This is a genomic window from Alloprevotella sp. Lung230 (genome assembly GCF_014385435.1).
Classification (GTDB): Bacteria; Bacteroidota; Bacteroidia; order Bacteroidales; family Bacteroidaceae; genus Alloprevotella.
Genome location: NZ_JACSUD010000003.1, coordinates 103,336 through 126,212, shown reverse-complemented (window position 1 = coordinate 126,212; position 22,877 = coordinate 103,336). Strand labels below are relative to the sequence as shown.

Sequence of the window (22,877 nt, the reverse complement as noted above, 5' to 3'; positions counted from 1 at the left end):
TTTTATTCGCTAAGAACGGTGTAGAGCACCTTTCCGTTGTAAATGATGTCAAAGGCGGGAGTGCCGACCGCAGGAGCAGCGCCGAAAGAAGCGCGGAAACCGCCTTCTTCTTGGAAACTCTGTGCTCCCACTTCATAATTGCCTCCGGTGAGCGTGCCGAAGCCGGTTTGGGCTGAGAACGTAACGCCACTCTTCGGGGCTATCTTGATGTTGTGATCCGCAGGAAGCGCCGATTCGGTGGAAATCACCCGCACGGTGGATTGGCCACCCGTAAACTTGGGATCCTCCACCACCACTTGGAAACCGGGACCGCTGTAGATGCGCGCCTTGTAGGTATCGCACCAGTCAGTGAGTTTGTACTTGAGCATCAACTGTTGACCTTCGGAGGCCTCAAGCTGGTAGAGGTTGTTGCGAACGAGGGAGAACTTCGAGTAGTTCGCCGCATTGGGCAGCACGAAGTAGTCATTCGCCCCGGTGCCCACGGCCTTCTTGTTTTCATCGAAAGCCGTCTGCCAAATACTGAAGCGGTAGTAGTGGTCGCCCGAGTTGTTGTAGTCAAACACCACCGAAGTGCTGCCGGCCACATAGGCACCGCCGCCATTGGGCTCGGGCGTGACCGGAAGCTGGCGCAGATGTTCGGGAAGGTAGAGTGTAGTCTTGTAGTCGTAGAGAACTTCACTCGAACCGCTGCCCGAAACAGCGGTGTATGTTTCTGTACTGTTGGTCAAGGCCGTAGAAGGCGTGGATTCGAGTTCGTAGGTCTGTTCCAAATCCCCCGCAGCGGTGTACCATTGTGCCGAGTAGTTGCCGGAGGGTGCTGTGGGATAGTGGTGGCTGAACCCACGGAAATAGGGGTTACCGAAGAGAGAGAAATACTTGGGGATACCCGTCACCTTCACCTTTTCGATGTGTGCCATGCGCTTAAACTTCATCTCGGTGGGCACAAAGTTGCTCCCCACCTGGTCGACGTGCACACAGTTCTTGAGCGTCAGTTCCACTTTGGCCAGCGTGCGGATGAGTTCCACTTCCTCGTCGCCCTCAGCTTGGAAGTGCCAAGGGTCGGACTGCGAGCCTTTCGTGGCGGTGGCAATCACCGGCACGTCCTTGTAGCAACGCGTGTAGAGCACAGGCTTCGTCGCATCGGGCTTGTAGCCGGGGGAGTAGAGGATGTGCGTGAAGCGCGGGTCGGTGAAGAGTTGCGACACGTTGGTAATCGAGGTCAAGGCCGCCGTCAGTCCCCAAGGGGCTTCGTTGCCGATGAAGTAGAAGTCGTAGGTGCCGAGTTCCAACTCGATGGGGTCGCGCCAGATGGTGGTCGGGCCGGTGGGTTGCGTGGTCACGAGACTCACGTTGCGCAAGCCGTTGTGCACGACCGTGCCGTCGGGCTTCGCCACGATGACACGGAGAGAGAGCAGGCGGTCGTCGTCGCTGAGATTCACGGTTCCGGCACGCGAAGCGCGAGGAGGAGCAAGCTTTGGAAAGTTGACCGCTGTGGCCACAAAGACAGTCTTCCCCTCACCCCCACCCGGGTTAGGTTCAAAGGTTTCGTAGCAAGAGGTCAAAAGCGGCAGGAGCAAAAGGCTGCAGCAGAGCGCTACGATTGAAGAGGAGTAAAATCGGAAATTGTGAGACATAGGTCTTATCGTTTATCTAATACCACGCTTTCAGTGTAGAAAGCAGATTAGTTATGGAGTTTGAATTTATAGGCGTGTACCTGCCAATCGTTCACGAAGATGGAGGAAGCCATATAGTTACCTTTCTTGGTAGGCTCTTCGGCAATGATGAAGAGGATGTTCAGGTCGTGGTCGCAATCGAGGTTCACGTTAGGATTGCGCAAGTAGCCCGAAGGTCCGCCCATGAGAGCCGTAGCCACAAGGTCGCTGTTCCAAATGCTGTCTTGTGTAGCCGGCTTTTTGGTATCGAAGAGAGAGATCGTATTGTTTTTGCCCGTTTTGAGATCGAGCGTCGTGAAGTCGTAAGTAATGGAAGTCGGTGTTTGAGCAGCGACCGTCTTGGGATATTCAGCAACAGGGAGATTGTTGGGGGTCTCGCCGTTGATATTCAGGGTTCCGTTTCCGGAAGTAATGCGGAGGAGGAAATCTTCCACCTTCTTCTTGCCTTGTACCGTAGCATCGAGGCGGATGGTCACTTTGAGACGATAAGTTTTCTCAAGCAGATTGACCGATACATTTTTGAATACCGAGCCGTGGGTGGCGGGGTCTTCCATAAGGATGGGCTTTTCAGAAAGCCCTTGAAAAACTTGATGATTGGCCAAGTCGACATATTGGCCGTTATTTTGTTTTTTGAGTGCCAGCATCACGTCCTCTTTGGTCGTTACACCAGGAGTGAGGGGGGCATTGTCAAAGAAGCTGGGGGTTGCTCCCGTCCAGCCGATAAAGGAATAGGTGCCGTTGCCCACGGGCATCAACACTTTGTAGTCGCGCGTGATGAAGATATCCTTTTCTTCCTTCACCGCCACGAGTTTGTGGTTGTAGTCGAAAGCGAGAACGTGGAGGTTAGAGACCTTTCCGAGGTCGCGTTCTTTTGTTTCACAAGAAGTTTTGGTGTAGAAATTCACATATACTCCTTGTGGGCAGTTGGCCAAATCGTCGTGAAACATGGCATCACAGCCTGTGAGCGTCGCAAAGGTTGCCGCTAAGGACAGCACACCAAAAAACTTATTGAGAAATTTCATTGAAGTCGTCGATATTAAAAAAGAAACCGAGGGAGTGAGGGAATCTCGCTCCCTCGGTTTTTATAAATTAGACTAGTTCAGTCACACTGAACAACCGATTATTGGTTGTGGAGATTGAACTTGTAGCCGTGTACCTGCCAGGGGAGAACCGTGGTCTTCACAGCCATAAAGGTCTTGTTGGGCGTGAGGGGGTTCTGGGGTTGTACAGGTGTGGGCGTGGGAGTAGGAGTAACAGGAGTTACAGGAGTAGTAGGAGTCACAGGACCAGGAGTCGTAGGAACTTGAACTGTGGGAGGAACCGTCAGTTGGTCAGGGTTATTGGGAGTAGAGGTACTGGGATCCGTGGGAGAAGCAGGAACGAGAGGATTCCAAGAGGTACCGGTACCGGTTACACCATCCAACTGGATGTGATAGATGTTGTTACGGTAAACAGGAGAGTTATACCACTTTTGAGTCAGTACATTGTCGGGGTTCACCCAAGCAAAGTAAAGCATCTTGTAACCTACGATTTGGTTGGTAGCATCCTTCACAGCGGTGAAGATTTCAACAGACTGACCAGTTACACCATTGTAGATGGGATCTTGCGAAGCAAACACAGATGAATAGAACATACCGTTAGCACCACGAACTAAGATTTCAGGACGGTTAGCAGCGGTAATCGTACTCCAAGTTGTAGGCGTTACAGTAGCAGAGGGACGGCCGGGACGAGGAGTACCAGCAGGAGCATTGTCAGGTACTGTAGGATCGAGATCTACATTAATCTTTTCAGGAGTAAAGATAGAACGGATGAGGACATAAGCCGTATTACCTTTGTAGTAGCCATTATCCGTTCCATTCGGAGCAGCATTGTGGTAGAGGTGAGTGGTGGGGAGAAGGAAATCACCTTCCATCAATTCACCGATAGCCTTGGCATTAGCGTCACTAGCAGTAGCGATAGAAGTAGATACCGAAGCATTCGTAGGAACGGGGTGACCAAGAAGACCATTTGCAGGAGCACCCGTAGCCTTTTGCCAAAGAGAAGCATAGTCATAGTTAGTACGTGCAGCAGCAGCAATGGGGTCAGCAGCAGTTGCATAACCAGCTCCAGAAACAAAACTATAAGCAGGGCTGTTCCACTTATAAGATTGCGCACCATTGTTAGAAGTCAAGTCGGTAGCATTCTCTTGTTGCTTAAAGTTGAGTTTACGTTCACCTTGAGCAGCTACATAAGTAAAGCCGGTTACCTTACCCAAGGTTGCAGTCGTTTCTACGGTAGAAGTATAGGGATCATCACCCTGCAGAGTGAAGTCAGCGGCACTAGAAGTTACAGCAACACGAGCAACCACACGTTTCACCTTGAGGGCTACAAGATTGGAACCACCAGAAATCGCTGCAGATTCTGCTACATTATCAGCAATAACAGCACCAGAGGCACCGGCATTGTCTCCCGTCATCACAATTTCGTTCTTCCATTGCGAAGCAGCAGAACCACCAGACTTGTCAAGTTTGGCAAATTCACCGGCAGCACTATTGTCCGTAGTAACAGCAGCAGTAGCCACACCTGTATTCGTTACAGCAGAAGCAACTCCATTGTAAGCAGTCTCAAACTGAGAAAGTGTAGTAGTACCGACAACACTTACACCAGACAAGTGAGCTGTAGTAGCAGCATTAGAGTTTACAACTACATAAACCTGCTTCGTACCAGGAGTAATGGCAATACCCTTATTGGGACGGAACACAACTTCATTACCTACGACACCTGCAGAGTAGTCACCGGCATTAAAAGTTTGGTGAGCTTCCAATTTGTCAGTACCTGCAGTACCTTCAAAGACGTAAACTTCAACTTGGTTTACCTTTTCTTGACCGAGCCATTCACCGATGTAGTTGTAAGGTTCGTCAGTAGCGGCACGCTGACCAGAAGCCGCAGGCATCTTGAGGGCAATCGACATCATGGTCGTTGTCTTCTTCTGTTCGGTCTGATGACCATTGATGTCGTCAGACGAGCAAGCTGCGAAAGATCCTACGCCGAGGCTGAGGATAAGGGCAGCAGCAAAGAAATTCTTTTTCATAATTGAAATGGAATTAGTGAATAAATAAATTGATTAATGAGTTTCAGAATTGTAAATTCCGAGAGAATTGTTTACTAGTTGATGGGGGACTGTCCCCGAAAGGGGGCGAATATCGGTGTACATATCGTACCGGTGGGAGTTCTGCCGTGGCCGCTTTTTTCCGATGGGCGTCCCCTTCGGGGGCGTTTCTTGCGGTGTTGGGCTGTCCGTAGGTTCGTCGTCGCTGCGCGCCGCCTCGCCTACGGTTATTGAGAGCTGCCCCCTTTGGGGACTCCCTGCGGCGATGGAGTTGCCGCGCGGTAAGGTCTTCGATGTATATCGCGCTACTGCCGTCTCCCGGAGGGGCTTCTTGGCAGCGTACCGTGGCAGATACTATGTGCTACTGCCGTCCCCGAAGAGACTTCTTGGCAGTGTAACGTGTGCAGATACTATGTGCTATTGCCGTCTCCGAAGAAACTTCTTGGCAACATACCATGTGCAGATACTATGTGCTACAACTGTCCCCGAAGGGGGCTTCTTTGAATAGCCGTAGGTGAAGAGGGCGAAGCCCGATGAACCTACGGTAAGCAGTCGTATACTGTGTGCGTCCCCGAAGGGGGCGAATATCGGTGTACATATCGTACCGGTGGGAGTTCTGCAGTGGCCGCTTTTTCCGATGGGCGTCCCCTTCGGGGGCGTTCCCTGCGGTGTTGGGCTGTCCGTAGGTTCGTCGTCGCTGCGCGCCGCCTCGCCTACGGTTATTGAGAGCTGCCCCCTTCGGGGACTCCCTGCGGCGATGGGGTTGCCGCGGTAAGGTCTTCGATGTATATCGCGCTACTGCCGTCCCCGAAGGGGGCTTCTTTGAATAGCCGTAGGTGAAGAGGGCGAAGCCCGATGAGCCTACGGTAAGCGGTCGTATACTGTGTGCGTCCCCGAAGGGGGCGAATATCGGTGTACATATCGTACCGATGGGAGTTCTGCCGTAGCCGCTTTTTTTCCGATGGGCGTCCCCTTCGGGGGCGTTCCTTGCGGTGTTGGGCATCCGTAGGTGAAGAGGGCGAAACCCGATGAACCTACGGTAAGCGGTCGTATACTATGTGCGTCCCCGAAGGGGGCGAATATCGGGCGATGTAGAACCCTATCCGATGAGCGCCGAACGTGCTCCAAGATTTTTAGGGTGTAGAGTTCGGCAGGTAAGCATCTAGTTCGATACCGTTTTCAGCAAGGAATTGCTTAAACTCATCGGCAAAGGAAACCTTAGTATGGTGTTCCTTCTGGCGGATGATATACTGTCGTACGGTTTCGATGTCGTCATATCGACAAGTCACTGCTCCATAAGTTTCTCCCCAGAGGGTGAACTTTGGAAATTTGTCGGGATGACTTCGGAGGAAATTTCCGCAGGCGATTTTCAGATCACGCACCAAGTCGGCGAGGGCGACCGTGGGATGTAAGCTGATGAGCAGATGGATGTGGTCCGGCATACCATTGATACGATAGACATGGGACTTCCGTGCTTGGAGCACTCCCACCATATAGGCGAAGAGTTCGCGTTCATATTCTGGTGGGAACACCGGTTTAGAGTCCTTCGGGCGTATCACGATGTGGTAGACAATCTGCGTATAGGCCATACCGGATTTTTGTTTTGTTGTTTACCAATCTATGAGTTTAGCGATTTACGAGTGTCCGATGGGCGTCCCCTGCGGGGGCGTTCCTTGCGGTGTTGGGCGTCCGTAGGTTCGTCGTCGCTGCGCGCCGCCTCGCCTACGGTTATTGAGAGCTGCCCCCTTCGGGGACTCCCTGCGGCGATGGAGTTTGTGGGTAACGGTTTACCAGTCTACCGATTTGCGAGTGTCCGATGGGCGTCCTCTTCGGGGGCGTTCCCTGCGGTGTTCGGCATCCGTAGGTTCATCGTCGCTGCGCGCCGCCTCGCCTACGGTTATTGAGAGTAGCCCCCTTCGGGGACTTCCTGCGGCGATGGAGTTTGTGGGTAACTGTTTACCAGCCTACCGATTTACGAGTGTCCGATGGGCGTCCCCTTCGGGGGCGTTCCTTGCGGTGTTGGGCATCCGTAGGTTCGTCGTCGCTGCGCGGCGCCTCGCCTACGGTTATTGAGAGCAGCCCCCTTCGGGGACTCCCTGCGGCGATGGAGTTTATGGGTAACGGTTTACCAGTCTACCGATTTACGAGTATCCGATGGGCGTCCCCTTCGGGGGCGTTCCTTCGGTGTTGGGCTGTCCGTAGGTAAAGAGGGCGAAGCCTGATGAGCCTACGGTAAGCGGTCGTGTACTGTGTGCGTCCCCGAAGGGGGCGAATATCGGTGTACATATCGCAGCTGTGGGCGTCCCGATGATTTATCCGCTATGGCTCCATGGCCTTGCGTGTTTCTTCGGCATTGGTCTTGGCGACAGGGTTGTCGCCGGCCTTTTCGAAGAACTCGAGGGCACGAGCATAGTCTTTTTGTTGGCCGAAGAAGACACCGATGTTGTTGTTCCACTCCGGCGTTTCGAAGAGTTCGCCAAACTGAGCAGCAGTCACAGTCTCGGGACGGTTGATCTGCTGGTTGGCCAAGGCGTTGAACTTCACGACATCTTCATCGGGGAAGAACTTCTTGGCGAGGAGGAGCGTGGCCTGCCGCTCTTCACTGCCTTCGGGATAGGACATAGCCACACCGAGCATCTCGCTCTTGCTGAGGAGGTCGGGACGGCGATGGATGATTTCCTTCGCTTCTTCCAAGGAGTAGGAACGCACTTCGTAGACGAACTTATATTCGGTGCGGCGGAGGGGAGGATAGACGTTGTCGACGAGGAACTTGTAGGTGGCACCCAGCTTTTTGAGTTGGGCCTTGCGCTCGTTTTCCGTCACATAATTGACAAAGATGTCCATCACTTTCTCTTGGTCTTCGAAGACCGTCTTGGCAACGGCTTCTTCGAGTCCTTCCCAGTCTTCTCCGTGTCCGGTCACATTGAAGAGGTTGTTGCGAAGCTTGTAGTTGCGCACGAGATAGTTGACGAGCGACTGTCCGCGATTGCGCGAGAGGTTGACGTTGGCCTCATAGTTTCCTTCGGGCGAAGCATAACCATCGATGGCCACGTTGCGCACGGTGAAGTCAGGGTTTTCGAGCACAGCACGCGCCACGCTGTCCACACGAGCGAGTTCGCGTCGGTTGTTGCCGAGCTTCGGGATGAGGTCGTACTTATTGACACGGAAGTTGAAGCGGGCGATAAATTTATCGGAGCGCACCTTGACTTCCTTCGAGGGCGGCTGGGCATAAAGCACCTGATACTTAGGCACATACTCATTATTAAGGAGTCGCTCGCTGAGTTTATACTTATTGTTCCCCAAATCGCAATTGGCGCAGCCGGTGCTCTGCTCTTCAACAAAGAGTTGAGCCTTGCGCATCCACGGCTGATAAGGAATGGCGTAGTCCATCACAAGGATGCTGTCGCGGCGGTTGCGGTGACGCGTGATGGGCGTATCTTTATCCACGCCAAGAGCGGAGAACTGTCCGCGCTGCGCCATGATAATGCGGTTGCGACCACCCAGCACAGTGGGAGCAAGAGGAAGACGCTGTGAGCCATCGGGAGAAACGATGACGGGGGTCAAGGCAAGTGCCGAGCGCGAATGGAGCTTCATTTGCTCCAAGCGAGCTTTGAGGCTGACAAAGAGTGTGTCGTGCGCCTTAGAGATATTGAGAACATCGAAAGTAAGGCGGCCATCATAGGCTTTACCTTTCTGCGCTGCCAAGGGAAGCGCTGTAGCGAAAAGCAAGAGGGCGAGGAGCTTATGGGTGAGTTTCATGACAGCAGTGGTGTATTGCGGAGCTGAAAATGCTTTTAGAAATGCGCGTTTCGAAAAAAACTGAGCGAAAGACGCTTTATTTAAGGACGTATTATTTAAGGACGTAGATAAAAGAAATGGCTGCTTTGGTCACACCCCAATAGTTGCGATGGGTATCGGAAAGCCGTGTGCCACATTCTCCACATTGAAATTTGTCATAATCAAAGTAGACATAACCGGCTCCCAATTCGGCTTCCATACTCCAGCGGCGGGAGAGCGGCCATTGATAACCGACGCCTAGTCCTCCACCGACATACCAACCTTCGTAGCGATGATCTTGCAAACCCTTGATGAGTCCGAAGGGGAGCTTGACATTAGCGGCATTGAAGCGTCCGCCCAAGGCGTGAGCGGCGAAGAACCAGCCGTTAAAGCGTTCACACGTCCAATAGCGAAACTCGGGCTGCACGAGGATGTGCTTGAGTTTGGCATCGTTGCCAAACTTGAAAGGATTGAGGCCTATCTGAAAGTCGAAAGTCGTCTTTCGTCCCGTGCCGACTTCCAAACTAAGGTTGGGAGTCGTAGTCGCGTCGTAGAGGAGGTTGTTTTTCAGAACCACCTGTTGCGCTTGTGCGTTGATGACGCATCCGGCAAGGAAAACGAGGAGCAGCCCCCATTTTTTCATTATTCTTGTGAGTGCCATATTTGTGGACAGTATGTTTAAGACGTGTGTGTCGTACTTTTCGTTAGTGCTGCAAAGATAGAGTGTTTTTCGGAATAACGGACTAATTTTATTAAGAAAAAGCCGTACTAATCCAAGATTTAACACAAAACAACTCAAATTGCAATTTAGGAATGGCAGAATCTTGCAAAAGTGATGCATTTTCCGCTCGCCGGCGACCATTCAGCGAACTTCACGCCCCTTGGAGAAGGCCGGCGACGTTCGACACAAAGAGGATATATAATAATGTTCGTATGCGCGCGCGAGAATAACCGTTTCCTTTGAGGGAGAGAAAAAAAGCGGGAGAAAGGGCCGAAAAAACGGCCATACGGAGGGGGCAAATCTACCTCAGAGATAGTTTTTCGCGGCTCTGAGGTAGTTTTTTCCAGCTCTGAGGTAGTTTTTTTTGATTGGGCATGCAGTTTGGAGAGCGGGGAAACGGAAAAGGGGTATAAAGGGGAGGCAGGGGTCTGCGCCTCACGACGGGAAGTCTTTTATGGCAGGACATTGCCCCACGATAGTCGTGCTTCTGCAGGACGATCTCCCCATGGTTCGTTTGGCTTCGTCTCTCCTCACTATGAGCGGACATCTCTCGGGACGTTGCTCCTCGAAAAAAAAGCGAAAAGCAAGCACAGGAACAAAAAAGAGCGGACGCAAATCCCACCAACTCAGAAAAAAAACGTAAATTTGCGCACAAGTTCTATATTTAAGTAAGTCTTCAAAATTAAACGTGGCTATCTTAATTGTAGAATGTTCTCTACTTTGACACCATCTTTATTTTCCTTTTTCGCCATCTCGCCTTTGCTCATCCGCCGTGTAGTTCGCTACACTCCTTCTTCACAAAGACGACTTGACGAAAAATGGAAACAAATTATAGTATCCATTCATTTCGAACACCTACTTACCGAAAAAAATCATACACTGACATGCCCCTACGCCACACGACAATGGGGAGAAGCCTTGTGCTCCTCCTCGGCCTTCTCCTCTCGATGCTCCTCACTCCACTCACGACCGCTGCGGCCGCGCGGCAGTTTGTACTGGTCATCGATGCCGGACACGGCGGAAAGGATGCCGGTGCCGTGGGTGCGCTCACTCAGGAGAAAACCATCAACCTCAACGTGGCACTGGCTTTCGGCAAACTCGTGGAGCAAAACTGCCCCGACGTGAAGGTGGTCTACACCCGAAAGACAGATGTGTTCGTGACGCTGCAAGGACGCGCCGACATCGCCAACCGCAACAAGGCCGACCTCTTCGTGTCCATCCACACCAACGCCGTGGCGACAAACAAAGGCGGGGTGTCGGGGGCAGAAACCTACACCCTCGGTATGCACCGCGCGGCAGAAAATCTGGAAGTGGCGAAGCGCGAAAACAGCGTCATCACGCAGGAGGCCAACTACAAGCAGGTGTACCACAATTTCGACCCATCGCGGGCGGAAAGTTACATCATCTTTGAGTTTATGCAGGACCACAACATGCAGCAGAGTGTGAACTTTGCCCGCCACATCCAGCAGCAATATGGCGCGCAGGGACGGAAGAACAAGGGGGTGCATCAGGCGGGATTTCTCGTGCTGCGCGCCACATCCATGCCCTCGGTGCTGACGGAGGTGGGCTTCATCTCGCATCCCGAAGAGGAAAAATTCCTCCACTCGCCGGAAGGGGTGCAGGCCCTCGCGCAATCGCTCTACAAGGCTTTCCGCACCTATCAGAAGCAGCACACCTACCACGAGGCTGCACCGGAGGACACTGCCCCTACGCCCCCCACAGCCGCACTGACCGAGATTGCGGCCGAGACGCTGCCGAAAGTTGAAAAAGCGGACAACGCGTCCGAGATGGTGCACAGTGCTGCACTGCAAACGGCGGCGAATGCGGGTGGTCGTGCCGATGGGCTGTCGGCCTCCGGTCTCGACATGCCGGTTTTGCCCACAAATCCAAATGCCGCCCCCTTGGTGGCGGAGGTGGTGCCGGTGGCGACGCGCCCTTTCCGTCCGACGGCGGCGCCAGCAGCCCAGCAGCCCTCCCCCACCCCACCGCCGGCGGTGGAGAAGAAGACAACCCCGGAAAAACCTGCACCGGCCGCTGCAACAATGGCATCGGCCGCTGCCCCGAATAAAGGCCGAAAGAACAGTGCGCCACAGGCAGAAACGATGCCGCCCACGGCCACGAAGCGCGAAAAGACGGCCGCAACAGCACCGGAAAAACCCGCCGCAGTCGAAAAGCCGCTGCCGTCCGTCCCGAAGTCTGCCAAGGCCGAGAAGGCCGAGAAAACAGAGAAAGCAGCGCCAAGTGGAAAGGCAGAGAAGGCAGAAAAAGCCCGTCTGAAGGGCACGAAAGACACGGTCGCTGCCCCGGAGGCAACGACCGCCGGTAAGGGTGCGCCCGCGGCAGCTCCCATCTTCAAGGTGCAAATCCTGAGCAGCACCCAGCGTCTGAAAACCGGCGATGCGGCACTGAAAGGGCTGACGGAGGTGGAGCATTACCAAGAGGGCAACACGTACAAATACACCGTGGGCCATTCAACGGACATCGACGAAATCAAGCGTCTGCGCAAGACAGTGGCCGACCGCTTCCCCGAAGCCTTTATCGTGGCCTTTGCCGATGGTGTGCGCACCGACCTGCACCGCGCCATCCAAGCGGCGAAAGGAGGAAAAAAATAGACAAACCCACGGGACGAGAAAGGGCGAATATAGATATCGCACCTGTGGTCATGGACATCCCCATGCCTATGGCATATATCTACCGATTTAGCGGTCTACCCATTTAGCGATTTTTCCGATATTCGCCCCCTTCGGGGACGTTCTTTGCAGCGTTGAACGTTCCGTAGGTTCGTCGTCGCTGCGCGCCGCCTCGCCTACGGCTATTCAAATTCGCCCCCTTCGGGGACATCCTGCGACGTTGGGATTTGCACACCTGCATCGGTTTGCGATGTGTTTGTACATCGGTTTGTCGATGACGCCCTGCAGCGTTGGTTTCTCGCGCGTATTCCTGTATGCAGGATGCCTCTACACCCGTCCCCGAAGGGGGCCTCTCTCAATAGCCGTAGGCGAAGAGGGCGAAGCCCGATGAACCTACGGCAAGCCGTCGTGTCAAGCACTGCGTCCCCGAAGGGGGCGAATATCGGCCCAATCACCTTAGAGAGGAGCGCCCCTCTACCTCCTTTTTCCCGACCCCTATATTCAAAAAGCAACCAAACGATCAACACAATGAAACTAACGAATGAGGTAAAAATCGCCCTCACTGCCATCGCCGCCGTGGCGCTGCTGTTTGTGGGCATCAACTTTCTGAAAGGCATCAACGTCTTTGAGTCGAGCAACTCCTACTATGTGAAGTTTAAGGACATCAAAGGACTGGCCGTGTCGAACCTCGTCTACGCCAACGGCTACCCCGTGGGCACGGTGCGCGACATCGACTACAACTACGGCGACAACAACGGCGTGGTGGTGCGCGTGGAACTGGACGAAAACATGCGCATCCCCCGCAACACCCACGCCGAACTGGAAGTGGCGCTGATGGGCGGCGTGACGATGAACCTCGTGCTCGGCCCCAACCCCACGGACAACATTGCCCCCCACGACACCATCGACGGCGGCCTCTACTCCGGCGCGATGGACAAAGCCAGTGCGCTCATCCCCGATGTGGCGCGGATGCTGCCCAAACTCGACAGTATCCTGACCAACCTCAACCGTCTCTCGGGCGACCCCGCCCTGCAAAAGACCCTCGCCAATGCGGCCGAAATCTCGGAAAATCTCAAGACCACAAGCGCCCAACTCGACCGCATGATGGGCCGTGAGGTGCCGCAAATGATGGGCCACCTCAACCGCACAGCGGCTCACGCGGAGGCGTTCTCCGGACAACTCGCGCAAGTGAATGTGAAACAGACGATGGCGGAGGTGCAGGGTACGCTCCAAAGTGTGAACACGATGGCAGGACAAATGAACAGCCTGCTCACCGATGTGAACCAGAAGCTCAACAGTCCGACGAACAACCTCGGCGCTTTCCTCGCCGATCGCAAACTCTACGACCGCCTCAACAGCACCGTGAGCCACGCCGACAGCCTGATGATCGACCTCAAAGCGCATCCCAAACGCTACGTGCACTTCTCCCTCTTCGGGCGCAAGAGCAAGTGATTCCCCTTACCGAGCCTACGAAAAAGCGCTGCGCAGGAAACGCCATCGACCGATGGTGCTTCCTGCGCAGCGCTCTTTTTTTCGTGCGCTTCGTTGTGTAGGGCGGAAAGGGTGCTTTCAAGATAAAAGTGCAACCCTTTGCCACACCTCTCCGTCAGCAACTCCTTAAATAATCCCAACCCAGAAAGAGGGTGTGCCGTTTTTTTCGTACTTTTGTAGCCACAAACCCCGAAGAGCAGGCATTTCTTTACCCCAAAACGCCTCAGCTTTCCCCTATGACCATCCCTGAACTCATCGCCGGCAACGGTACCGCTTTCTCCTACGAAGTGCTCCCTCCGCTCAAAGGCAACGGCATCGACGGCCTGCGCAAGACCATCGACCGCCTGCGCGAATTTGAACCGAAATACATCAACATCACCAACCACCGCGCAGAATACGTCTACCGCAAGGTGGAGGGCGGCCTGATGGAACGCCTCCACACCCGCCGACGTCCCGGCACCGTGGCCGTGGCGGCTGTGTTGCAGCGCGAATGCGGCATTCCCCTCGTGCCCCACGTGCTCTGCTCGGGCTACACCCGCGAGGACATCGAATACCGACTGCTCGACATGCAAATCCTCGGCATCGAAAACCTCCTCCTGCTCCGAGGCGACAAGGCGCGGGAAGACGCCGTGTTCCACCCCACTGAAGGCGGACACGCCCACACCACCGACCTGCAAATGCAGGTGAACGAGTTCAACGCCGGGCGATTTGTCGACGGCACGCCCATCCGACAGCCGGGGCAGCCCTTCTCCTACGGTGTGGCGTGCTATCCCGAAAAGCACGAAGAAGCCCCCAATCTGGAGAGCGACTTCCAGATGTTCAAGCGCAAGGTGGAGCTGGGGGCCGACTACGGTGTGACGCAACTTTTCTACGACAACGCGGCCTACTACCGATTTGTCGACCGCTGCCGCAAGGCGGGCATCACGGTGCCCATCATCCCGGGCATCAAGCCCCTCAGCAAACTCTCGCAACTCACCCTCGTGCCCAAGACTTTCCGCTGCGACCTGCCGGAACCTTTGGCCCACGAACTCTTCCGTTGCACCACCGACGAGGCGGTGAAGCAGGTGGGCATCGAGTGGGCCGTCGAACAATGTCGCGACCTCATCGCCCACGGCGTCCCTTCCATCCACTTCTACACCGTGAGTGCCGTGGACAGCATCGCTCAGATTGCCCCACAGGTGTATTGAGAGCGGTGCGTGCTCTCGACCTTCCCTCGGCGGCGCCTCAAAAAAAGTGGCTGTATCCTCCGCATCGCCTCACGGCTACCTCCCAATCTTTCCCCCCTGATATGCTCCCCATTGCCCAAACTTCCGTTGTCGCTCATCTGCGCAAACTCTATGCGGACAACCGCATCCCCCACGCCCTACTGCTGGCAGGCCCTGAGGGATGCGGAAAGATGGCGATTGCCCTCGATTTTGCCCGACTCCTGCTCTGCGAAACCCCACAACACGACGGGACCGACGGACAGACGCAACCCTGCGGCCACTGCCACGGTTGCGCCATGAGCCGCACCTTGGCGCATCCCGACCTCCATTTTGTGTTTCCCACCATCAAAAGCACGAGCAGCACACGCTCCGTGAGCGACATGTGGCTCAAAGAGTGGCGCGAGATGCTCCTCGAAACGCCCTATTTCGACCTTGCCATGTGGGAAGAGCGCATGGGCATTGCCAATCAGCAACCGCAGATTTTCGCCGACGAAAGCGAAGCCATCCTCCGCAAGGTTAGTTTGGTTTCGGCACAAGGAGGCTATAAAATCGTCATCATTTGGCTGCCCGAACTGATGAACGAGGCGTGCGCCAACAAAATGCTCAAACTCCTCGAAGAGCCACCGCAGCAAACCCTCTTCCTCCTCTGCTCCAACCAGCCCGAACGCATCATCACCACCATCCGTTCGCGCACACAGCGCATCGACGTGAAGGTCATTCCCGAAGCCGACATCGCCGCCGCCCTTGAGCAGGAGCGCGGACTCTCTGCACCCGACGCGGCTCGCATCGCCCACATCGCTGCCGGCAGCTACACCCGTGCGTTGCGCCAAATCTCGGTGAGCAACGAGGAGCGCGAATTTCTCGACATGTTCATCCTGCTCATGCGCAAATGTTACCTGCGCGACATCAAGGAAATGCACGCTTGGAGCGAACAGCTCAGCAGTTGGGGTCGCGAACGCCAAAAGGCGTTTCTCGAGTACGCACAGCGGTTGGTGCGCGAAAACTTCGTCTACAATTTCCGCCTGCCGCAGCTCAACTACCTCACGCAGGAAGAAGAGGCATTCTCCACCAATTTTGCGCGCTTCATCAACGAGCGCAACGTCATCGGCATCAGTGAAGAACTGGCTTTGGCGCAGCGCGACATTATGCAGAATGTCAATCCGCGGATGGTGTTCTTCGATTTCGCCCTCAAAATGATTGTGCTCCTCATTCAGTGACATTTCCTCAAAAAAACTTACCTACTTATGCTCGACATCTTCCTTGCCCTCGTCATCGTCTGGGCGCTCATTTCGGGTTGGCGCAACGGCCTCATTCGCGAACTCCTCTCCACCGCCGGCTATCTCGTGGGACTGCTCGTGGCGTCCCTCGCCTACAAGTGGCTCGGCAGCTACCTGGCTGTCGAAGGCAGCCAGGCCAACATGACGACCTCCATCGTGGCCTTCCTCCTCCTTTGGGTGGCCACGCCCATTGTCCTCGGTCTGGTGGCCAACCTCCTCACGGGTGCCGTCAAAGCCCTCCAACTCGGGTGGATCAACAGTGCACTGGGCAGCGTGGTGAGCTTGATTAAATTCAGCATCCTCATCGGCTGCATCCTCAGTGTCCTCTCCGCGCTGGGTCTGCTCCATGCCGACCGCACCCGCGGGAGTGTGCTCTACGCCCCGCTGTCGAGCGGATTTTCGGCCGTGACGCACACCCTCCTCGGCAGCGAAGACACGCCCGCGGCCGACTCCTCCGACAGCATCCACGATGCCTCCACTGCGGCCGACACTACGTGGGTCGACGTCCGCAAACACTAAAATCCGCTATCGTTCCCTCCCTTAGTTTCCCTCCCGATGAGCGCACGTCTTCTCTGGGTCGACGACGAAATCGACCTCCTCAAAGCCCATTGCATCTTCCTCGAAAAGCGCGGCTACGAAGTCACCACCACTTCCAACGGCCGCGATGCCATCGACCTCTGCAAGGAAGGTGATTACGACCTCGTCTTGCTCGACGAAAACATGCCCGGACTCTCCGGACTGGAAACCCTCAGTCAAATCAAGGCCGTTTGTCCCACGCTTCCCGTGGTGATGGTCACGAAAAACGAGGCCGAAGACCTGATGGACCAAGCCATCGGGGCGCAAATTGCCGACTACCTCCTCAAGCCTGTCAATCCGATGCAGATTCTCCTCACGCTGAAGAAGAATATCCACCAGCGTGAGATTGTGCAGGAGCAAACCCAGACCGGTTATCGGCAGGACTTTGCGCAAATCTCCCTGCAAATGGACGATGCGCGCGATACCGAAGCGTGGAAAGACCTCTACCGCCGCTTGGTCGCTTGGGAGTTGCAGTTGGAAGAGAATGCCGACCCTGCGATGGGCGAAATGCTCCGCTTGCAAAAGGAAGAGGCGAACGCCGCCTTTGCTAAGTTTGTCAAGAAACACTATGAGTCGTGGCTCACCTCCTCTGCCGACCGCCCCACCCTATCGCCCGACGTGATGCGCCACGCCGTCTTCCCCCGACTCGCCGAAGGCCGCCGCGTGGTGTTCCTCGTGCTGGACAATTTCCGCTACGACCAATGGCGGATGCTCGCTGCCGAACTGGCCGACGAGTTCGACCTTGACGAAGACCTCTACTACTCCATCCTTCCCACCTCCACCCAATACGCGCGCAACGCCATCTTCTCTGGATTGATGCCGCTGCAAATCAAGGAAAAACACCCCGAACTTTGGGTGGAAGAAGATGAAGACGAGGGCAAAAACCTCAACGAGGAAGCCCTCATTGCCCACCAAATGGAGCGCCTGCACCGCAAGGAATCATTCTCCTACCACAAGCTCAACGATTCTGCTGCTGTCGACCATTTGCTGGCCGGCTTCAACACGCTGAAACAGCATTCGCTCAACGTGCTGGTCATCAACTTTATCGACATCCTCTCCCATGCCCGCACCGAAAGCCGCATGGTGCGCGAACTGGCCTCTAACGAAGCGGCCTACCGCTCCATCACGCTCTCTTGGTTTCGGCACACCGGCATGCGCGAACTGTTCCGCCGTCTTTCGGCCTTGGATGCCGACATCGTCCTCACCACCGACCACGGCTCTATCCGTGTCGATTCGCCCACGAAGGTCATCGGCGACCGCAATGTCAACACCAACCTGCGCTACAAGCTCGGCCGTAACCTCAACTACCCCGCCAAGGAGGTGTTTGAAATCAAAGAGCCGAAACGCTTCTTCCTGCCGACGCCGAACCTCTCCACAGCCTACATTTTTGCCTTAGGGTCGCGCTTTTTCGCCTATCCCAACAATTACAACTACTACGTGCAGTACTATCGCAACACCTTCCAGCACGGCGGCATCTCGATGGAGGAGATGATCATTCCCCTCATCACCTTACGCCCCAAAGCCCGATAGTCCACACACGCTCCCCCCAACGCACAACGCCACCCGATTGAGGTGGCATTGTGCGTTGGGGGGTATGGCCTGCGGCCTATGTATCGTTCTCTGCAAAGGAGGGAGAAAAGGCGGGGTTCGCATTAGGGCAAAAAAAATGGGATACCACTGTATCCCAACCTTGTTAACCTTAAATCTAATACTATGAAAAACACAGTGCAAAGGTAGCGCTTTTCTATCAATCTGCAAGTATTCCACCTAAAAAAGTGGCAGAAAGATTTCACTTTTAACATTTTTCTTTCAAAAAGACAATGCACAGATAGCAAAAGCCGACCATAAGAATCTTTCTCTTAGTCCTCAAAGGACAAAAGCGTTACACACTTTTCTGCGACACATTGAGGCGGAGCATCTCGTGTGGCAGACTGTTGCGAATGATGTCGATGATGCGCTCCAAAAGGGTGCGGCGCACGAAGTCGGGCGCGGTGAGCATCACCACCTCACGCGTGGGGACGGGAACGGCAAAGGGACGCACCAGACTACGGCGGGATTCGGGGAGCTGCATGACACAAAGTTCGGGAATGAACGTGGCACCCACCCCGCTCTCCACCATGCGCATAAAGGTCTCAATGCTGCCCAACTTGTAGCAGCGCTGACTTTCCTCCGCGCCTTTGAGTTGGCAGAACTTCACCAGTTGGTCGCGGAAGCAATGCCCCTCGTCGAGCAGCCAAAGGGGCGTTGTGCGCAGATCGGCCGTACGCACGGAGGAATGGCCGTGGAGCGGACTTTCGGGCGAAGCATAGACAAAATACTGTTCGTAGAAGAGCGTATGCGCCTCCATCTCCTCCAACCCGTCTATCTGCGCCAAAATGCCCGCATCGAGATCGCCGCGAAGCAGCGCGGCTTTGATGTCGGCCGTCTTCATCTCGGCAATATGGAGTTCGAGTTGTGGAAGTTGCGCCCCCAGTTGGGCGTAGCAGCGGGGAATGAGGTAAGGCGCGATGGTGGGCAACACGCCGATGCGCAACACGCCGCCGAGGCTGTGGGCAGCCTCATCGATACGTTCCCGCAAGGTGCGCGCCTGCGCCAACATTTGCCGCGCCTGCTCCACCACCAGTCCGCCCACCGGCGTGAGTGCCAGCGGTTTCTGACGGCGGTCGAAAATCTTCACGCCCAACTCTTCTTCCAGTTTTTGCACCATTGCGCTGAGCGTGGGTTGGGTCACACGGCAAGCCTCTGCGGCTTTGAGAAAGTGGCGATGTTCGGCCACCGCCACCACATATTCAAGTTGTTGAAGGGTCATGATTAGAAAAGGTAAGCATAAGAAAAGCCTCCGCGCCCACGTCGGTGGGCAGTCACGCCAAAGGGAGCAATTTTGCACCGGTCGGCGGTCGAAAAAAGCGGAGGGAAAGCCGGTCGAAAAAAGCTCAGAGATAGTTTTTTCTACCTCAGAGATAAAAAAATCTACCTCTGAGATCATTTTTTCTACCTCCTAAGGCGGTGAAAAATCGCTGTCTGCGTCGTTTTTTCGGTAGGCGTCGCTTGATGTAAAATAAAGAGGAGGTGGTGTCCTATCGGCTATCTCATCTTACGCCGCCGATGCCGGATGAAAAGACATACTTCGCCATTTATTCCAAAAAGCCCGCCCCAAAGGCAGGGATGGGCTTTTTGGCAGAGGAGATGGCTATCCTCGAAGCGCTTAGCGCACGAGGACGCGGTGGGTGGTGGCGGTGGCAGCGGTGCGGATGTTGAGCAAGTAGGTGCCGGGCGCATAGTGGCCGAGTGGAATCACCTCTTCCTGTCCCTGCTGAACACCGCTGAGATGGCGAGTTTCGACCAGGCGGCCGTCGAGGGCATGGACACTGATGTGGGCCGTGCGCTCGGCATTGTTGAAGAGGAGTCGCCACTCGCCGGGACGCATACTGAAGGTGACGGGCGTGGTGCTGTTGGACACGCGCTCCACTGCGGTGGCGGTGGTGAGGGCGAGCTTCAAGCCGGCGTAGGCATCGATGCGCCCGTAGCCCATCTCTTTTGTCCAGATTTCGTTGGGGTCGTCGGCCTTGAGCTTGGTGATGTTGAAAAACTCATCGCGGCGGGAGGACTTTTTGATGATGTCCACCACCTGTGCGTAGTCGAGATGAGGGTTGGCTTCGAGCCAAAGGCAGAGCACGCCCGCCACGAAGGGCGAAGCCATGGACGTGCCGCTGTCCACGCCGTAATAATATCGCGTTGTGCCCACATTTACCACATCGGTGATGCGATTGGAAGAGGTTTTATTGATTGAAGAATCGAAGGCATTGAAGGCGCTGCTCACCAACACACCGGGTGCTGTCACGACCGGCTTCGCATAGAGCGGGTTGGGGTTTAGCGAAGGGCCGTTGTTGGAGAAGGGGGCTTTGTAGCCCACTTCAGCCGATTTCCAGCCGTATGTCGTTTTTGCATTGTAGGAGTAGTAAGTGTTGGCGGCCGTGTAAGCCCCCACGGAGATGGCGGTAGGAATACTGGCTGCCCCTTCCGCCACGAGATAGTCATTGTCGCCTTTGAGCACAAGGGGGGTGTCTTTGCCCAAACGCACGTAGGAGACCACGCCATAGCCCACATTCGTCCAAAGGTGAACGGTTTGCGGTTGGGTTTCTCCAGAAATCAGTTCGAGTTTCAATCCAAACTTGGCAGCAGGCTTCCCCAAATCCGTACGGATGTTGTCGAGGCGCACAAAGTATTGGTGATGCTCTTTGCCGGAAATGTCGCTCAACTCGTATATTGGACTTTCAGAACCCACCTTGGCCAAATAGGCTTCGTCTTTTTCCTCTACCTTTCCGTTCGTGTAGACCAAAGGCGTGATTTTGAGGTGAGGCTTGCCATCGGTGTTTTGATTCCAAAGATCGATGGTAATCCAATCCTTTTTATCTTTGTCGTCAAAATCAAAAAAGACATAGCGGGTCGAATCGGTACTCACCACACCGGAGGCGTGGAGGTTCAGCATATTTTCGTTGCCCATGGCAGCCGCAATGAATCCTCCCTTGCCGGTGAGTTGGGAAACTGCTTGGTCATAGTCGGTCATACCGTCGTGCGGGCCGATGTCGGAACCGAAACTCATGTTCACCACCCAAGGTTTGCTTTCCTTTTCGGCGAAATCCTTGACGTACTTCACGGCTTTGGCCACGTCGGAATTATTGAACGTGGAAGGTATCATGATGATTTCGGCTTCGGGAGCCACCCCATGGAGATCGTTGGGCGTGTTCAAAACAGACCCTGCAGCGATGTTGGTCACGTGGGTGGCGTGCGTCATCTTGGTGTAGGTGTCGTGTGCAGCGGGCAGCACGCCGTTGGTGATTTCCGTGGGTTTTGTGCCCGATTTCGCCATGTCCCAAATGGCACGCAGGCGGGTTTTGCCGTCCTTGTCCTGAAAGGCAATGTGGTTGTACTGAAATCCCTGATCGATGACACCGAGCACAACCCCCTTTCCGGTAAAGGGTGTTTTCAGTCCTGTGCCGGCTTGGATGCGATCGACCCCCGTGTCCTCGCGTGCTGTTTTCATCAAGGGACGGAAGCTGCGTGCCAATGACACACGCTTCACCTCAGGCATATCGGAGAGGGTGGGCAGATAGGACAAGGGGAAGTGGGCAGCCACGTAAGTAGCGGTGACGGCTGTGGCCTCGTGGCCGTCGGCCTGAATGCGCGCCACGACAGCATCGGCATCGGTCACGACGAGCGTGGTGGGGAGAGGCTCATGGGCGGCATAGGCCTCGGGACCGTAGTGGAGGGTGTCGGCGATGGTGCCTCGGGTGGCGCGCTGCCGGCTGTATTTGGTCAGCAAGGCGCTGAGTCCGCCGTCAAGTTTGGTGTCGGTCGTGGGCGTTTGGGCCGCGAGCAGTATCGGGGCAAAGGCCAAGGCGAGGAGGAGGGAATTTCGAGACATGGGCATAGTTTAGTAGAGTGAAGAGTAGATGCACCCCCGCCGTAGGCACGTCAAGGCTTTCGGCGAGGGTGGATGCTGCGAGGGGATTACTTTTTCCCCTGCTGGGTGATGGTGATGACGTTGCTCACGCCGGCAGAGGTGAGGGTGAGGGTGGCCGTTCGGGGCGTGGTGGCGAGGTTGGCCTCGATGTTGAGTTTCGCCACGTTTTTGCCCGCTTTGAGGCCGCCATCGATGGTGCCGATGGTGAGCCAAGCCGCATCGGAAGTGAGGGTGTGGGCGGCGGTGTTTTCATCGTAGAGCACGAAGTCGATGTGGTTGTCGGTCGAGGCCGTGGCCGCCACCGTTTCGATGAAGACGGGCTGCGTGGAGGGTTTTCCATCAGTGCCCAGTGGGAAAGTGGCCACGGGGCGCAGGATGTTGAGATAGGCCAGTTGGCGCACCGGCATGCCCAGCGTGCCAAACTCGGCAAAGGTGGTGACGAGGCGCAATCCGCCGGTGCGGGTGGTCGCGGTGGTGTTGGGGGTGGTGCGGATGGAGATGCGGTGGTTGCCCACGTAGTTGGCCGGGATGTCGGCCTTGTCGGGCGTCACGCTGAACCATTCGGTCTTGGGTTGCTCGTAGACACCGGTGAGACGCCAGGAGTCGTAGGAAAAGACGCGGAGGGTGTCGAGCGTTTGGTCGGCATAGAGGATACGACCGCGGGGCGACTGTGGAAAGAAGAGCGTCTGATGGCGTTCGTTTTTGCTGTCAAGGTCGCACGAGGTGGTCAGGCCGGCGCAAAGCAGCAGTACGCTGACGAGGGTGAAAAGGGTTTTCATAGGAATTGTGGTATTTTGAAAGTTAAAAAAATGGGGCTTCGGTGTGTGTTGTGGAGGCGGTGAAGCAGCAGATGAGGTCAATGGGCTTGCCGGTCTACAAATCTACCGGTCTACCAATTAACCAATCTACCGATTAACCAATCTACCGGTCTACCGATTAACCAATCTACCAGTCTACCGATTAACCAATCTACCA

The 22,877-nt window shown here is 55.3% G+C and carries 15 protein-coding genes; 6 read left to right on the top strand and 9 right to left on the bottom strand.

The features are described from left to right. Positions 1-2 precede the first annotated feature (2 nt). The 6 genes from H8527_RS03395 to H8527_RS03370 all read right to left on the bottom strand — a co-directional run bounded on the left by H8527_RS03395 (position 3) and on the right by H8527_RS03370 (position 9,181). Positions 3-1,634 carry a hypothetical protein gene (locus tag H8527_RS03395; RefSeq protein ID WP_187545599.1) on the bottom strand — a complete coding sequence of 544 codons (1,632 nt, stop codon included), beginning with the start codon at positions 1,632-1,634 and terminating at the stop codon, positions 3-5. Between the two features lie 47 nt (positions 1,635-1,681). Next, positions 1,682-2,695 carry a FimB/Mfa2 family fimbrial subunit gene (locus tag H8527_RS03390; protein ID WP_187545597.1) on the bottom strand — a complete coding sequence of 338 codons (1,014 nt, stop codon included), beginning with the start codon at positions 2,693-2,695 and terminating at the stop codon, positions 1,682-1,684. Positions 2,696-2,793: 98 nt separating this feature from the next. Then, entirely contained in the window at positions 2,794-4,743 is a 1,950-nt protein-coding gene (locus tag H8527_RS03385; RefSeq protein WP_187545595.1) for an Mfa1 family fimbria major subunit, read from the bottom strand. A 1,151-nt stretch (positions 4,744-5,894) separates the two neighbouring features. Beyond that, positions 5,895-6,350: an IS200/IS605 family transposase gene (tnpA, locus tag H8527_RS03380; protein ID WP_187545593.1), complete on the bottom strand. Its 456-nt coding sequence runs from the start codon at positions 6,348-6,350 to the stop codon at positions 5,895-5,897. Between the two features lie 730 nt (positions 6,351-7,080). Continuing rightward, on the bottom strand, positions 7,081-8,520 hold the full coding sequence (locus tag H8527_RS03375) for a DUF3868 domain-containing protein (RefSeq protein WP_187545591.1): 1,440 nt from the start codon (positions 8,518-8,520) through the stop codon (positions 7,081-7,083). A 91-nt stretch (positions 8,521-8,611) separates the two neighbouring features. Then, positions 8,612-9,181, bottom strand: a complete 570-nt coding sequence (locus H8527_RS03370; protein WP_187545677.1) for a DUF3575 domain-containing protein — start codon at positions 9,179-9,181, stop codon at positions 8,612-8,614. Between the two features lie 962 nt (positions 9,182-10,143). Between H8527_RS03370 and H8527_RS10015 the strand changes: the two genes are divergently transcribed. The 6 genes from H8527_RS10015 to H8527_RS03340 all read left to right on the top strand — a co-directional run bounded on the left by H8527_RS10015 (position 10,144) and on the right by H8527_RS03340 (position 17,968). After that, positions 10,144-11,871, top strand: a complete 1,728-nt coding sequence (locus H8527_RS10015) for an N-acetylmuramoyl-L-alanine amidase (protein ID WP_370539223.1) — start codon at positions 10,144-10,146, stop codon at positions 11,869-11,871. 546 nt (positions 11,872-12,417) lie between these two features. Beyond that, positions 12,418-13,341, top strand: a complete 924-nt coding sequence (locus H8527_RS03360; RefSeq protein WP_187545590.1) for an MlaD family protein — start codon at positions 12,418-12,420, stop codon at positions 13,339-13,341. Positions 13,342-13,616: 275 nt separating this feature from the next. Further along, complete coding sequence (metF, locus tag H8527_RS03355) at positions 13,617-14,567, top strand: methylenetetrahydrofolate reductase [NAD(P)H] (RefSeq protein ID WP_187545588.1); 951 nt, start codon at positions 13,617-13,619, stop codon at positions 14,565-14,567. A 101-nt stretch (positions 14,568-14,668) separates the two neighbouring features. After that, complete coding sequence (locus tag H8527_RS03350; protein ID WP_187545586.1) at positions 14,669-15,802, top strand: DNA polymerase III subunit delta; 1,134 nt, start codon at positions 14,669-14,671, stop codon at positions 15,800-15,802. A 27-nt stretch (positions 15,803-15,829) separates the two neighbouring features. Beyond that, entirely contained in the window at positions 15,830-16,381 is a 552-nt protein-coding gene (locus tag H8527_RS03345) for a CvpA family protein (protein ID WP_187545585.1), read from the top strand. A 36-nt stretch (positions 16,382-16,417) separates the two neighbouring features. Further along, complete coding sequence (locus tag H8527_RS03340; RefSeq protein WP_187545583.1) at positions 16,418-17,968, top strand: bifunctional response regulator/alkaline phosphatase family protein; 1,551 nt, start codon at positions 16,418-16,420, stop codon at positions 17,966-17,968. 352 nt (positions 17,969-18,320) lie between these two features. Here H8527_RS03340 and H8527_RS03335 read toward each other — a convergent pair whose 3' ends face one another. From H8527_RS03335 to H8527_RS03325, 3 genes are all read right to left on the bottom strand, one after another. After that, positions 18,321-19,247, bottom strand: coding sequence for a LysR substrate-binding domain-containing protein (locus tag H8527_RS03335; protein WP_187545581.1), 927 nt, complete (start codon positions 19,245-19,247; stop codon positions 18,321-18,323). A gap of 396 nt (positions 19,248-19,643) precedes the next feature. Then, positions 19,644-21,863 (bottom strand): S8 family peptidase, encoded by a 2,220-nt coding sequence (locus tag H8527_RS03330; RefSeq protein ID WP_187545579.1) that lies wholly within the window; start codon positions 21,861-21,863, stop codon positions 19,644-19,646. A gap of 86 nt (positions 21,864-21,949) precedes the next feature. Beyond that, the gene (locus H8527_RS03325) at positions 21,950-22,681 is read right to left on the bottom strand and encodes a BACON domain-containing protein (RefSeq protein ID WP_187545578.1); all 732 of its coding nucleotides are present in this window, start codon (positions 22,679-22,681) and stop codon (positions 21,950-21,952) included. Positions 22,682-22,877: the final 196 nt, after the last annotated feature.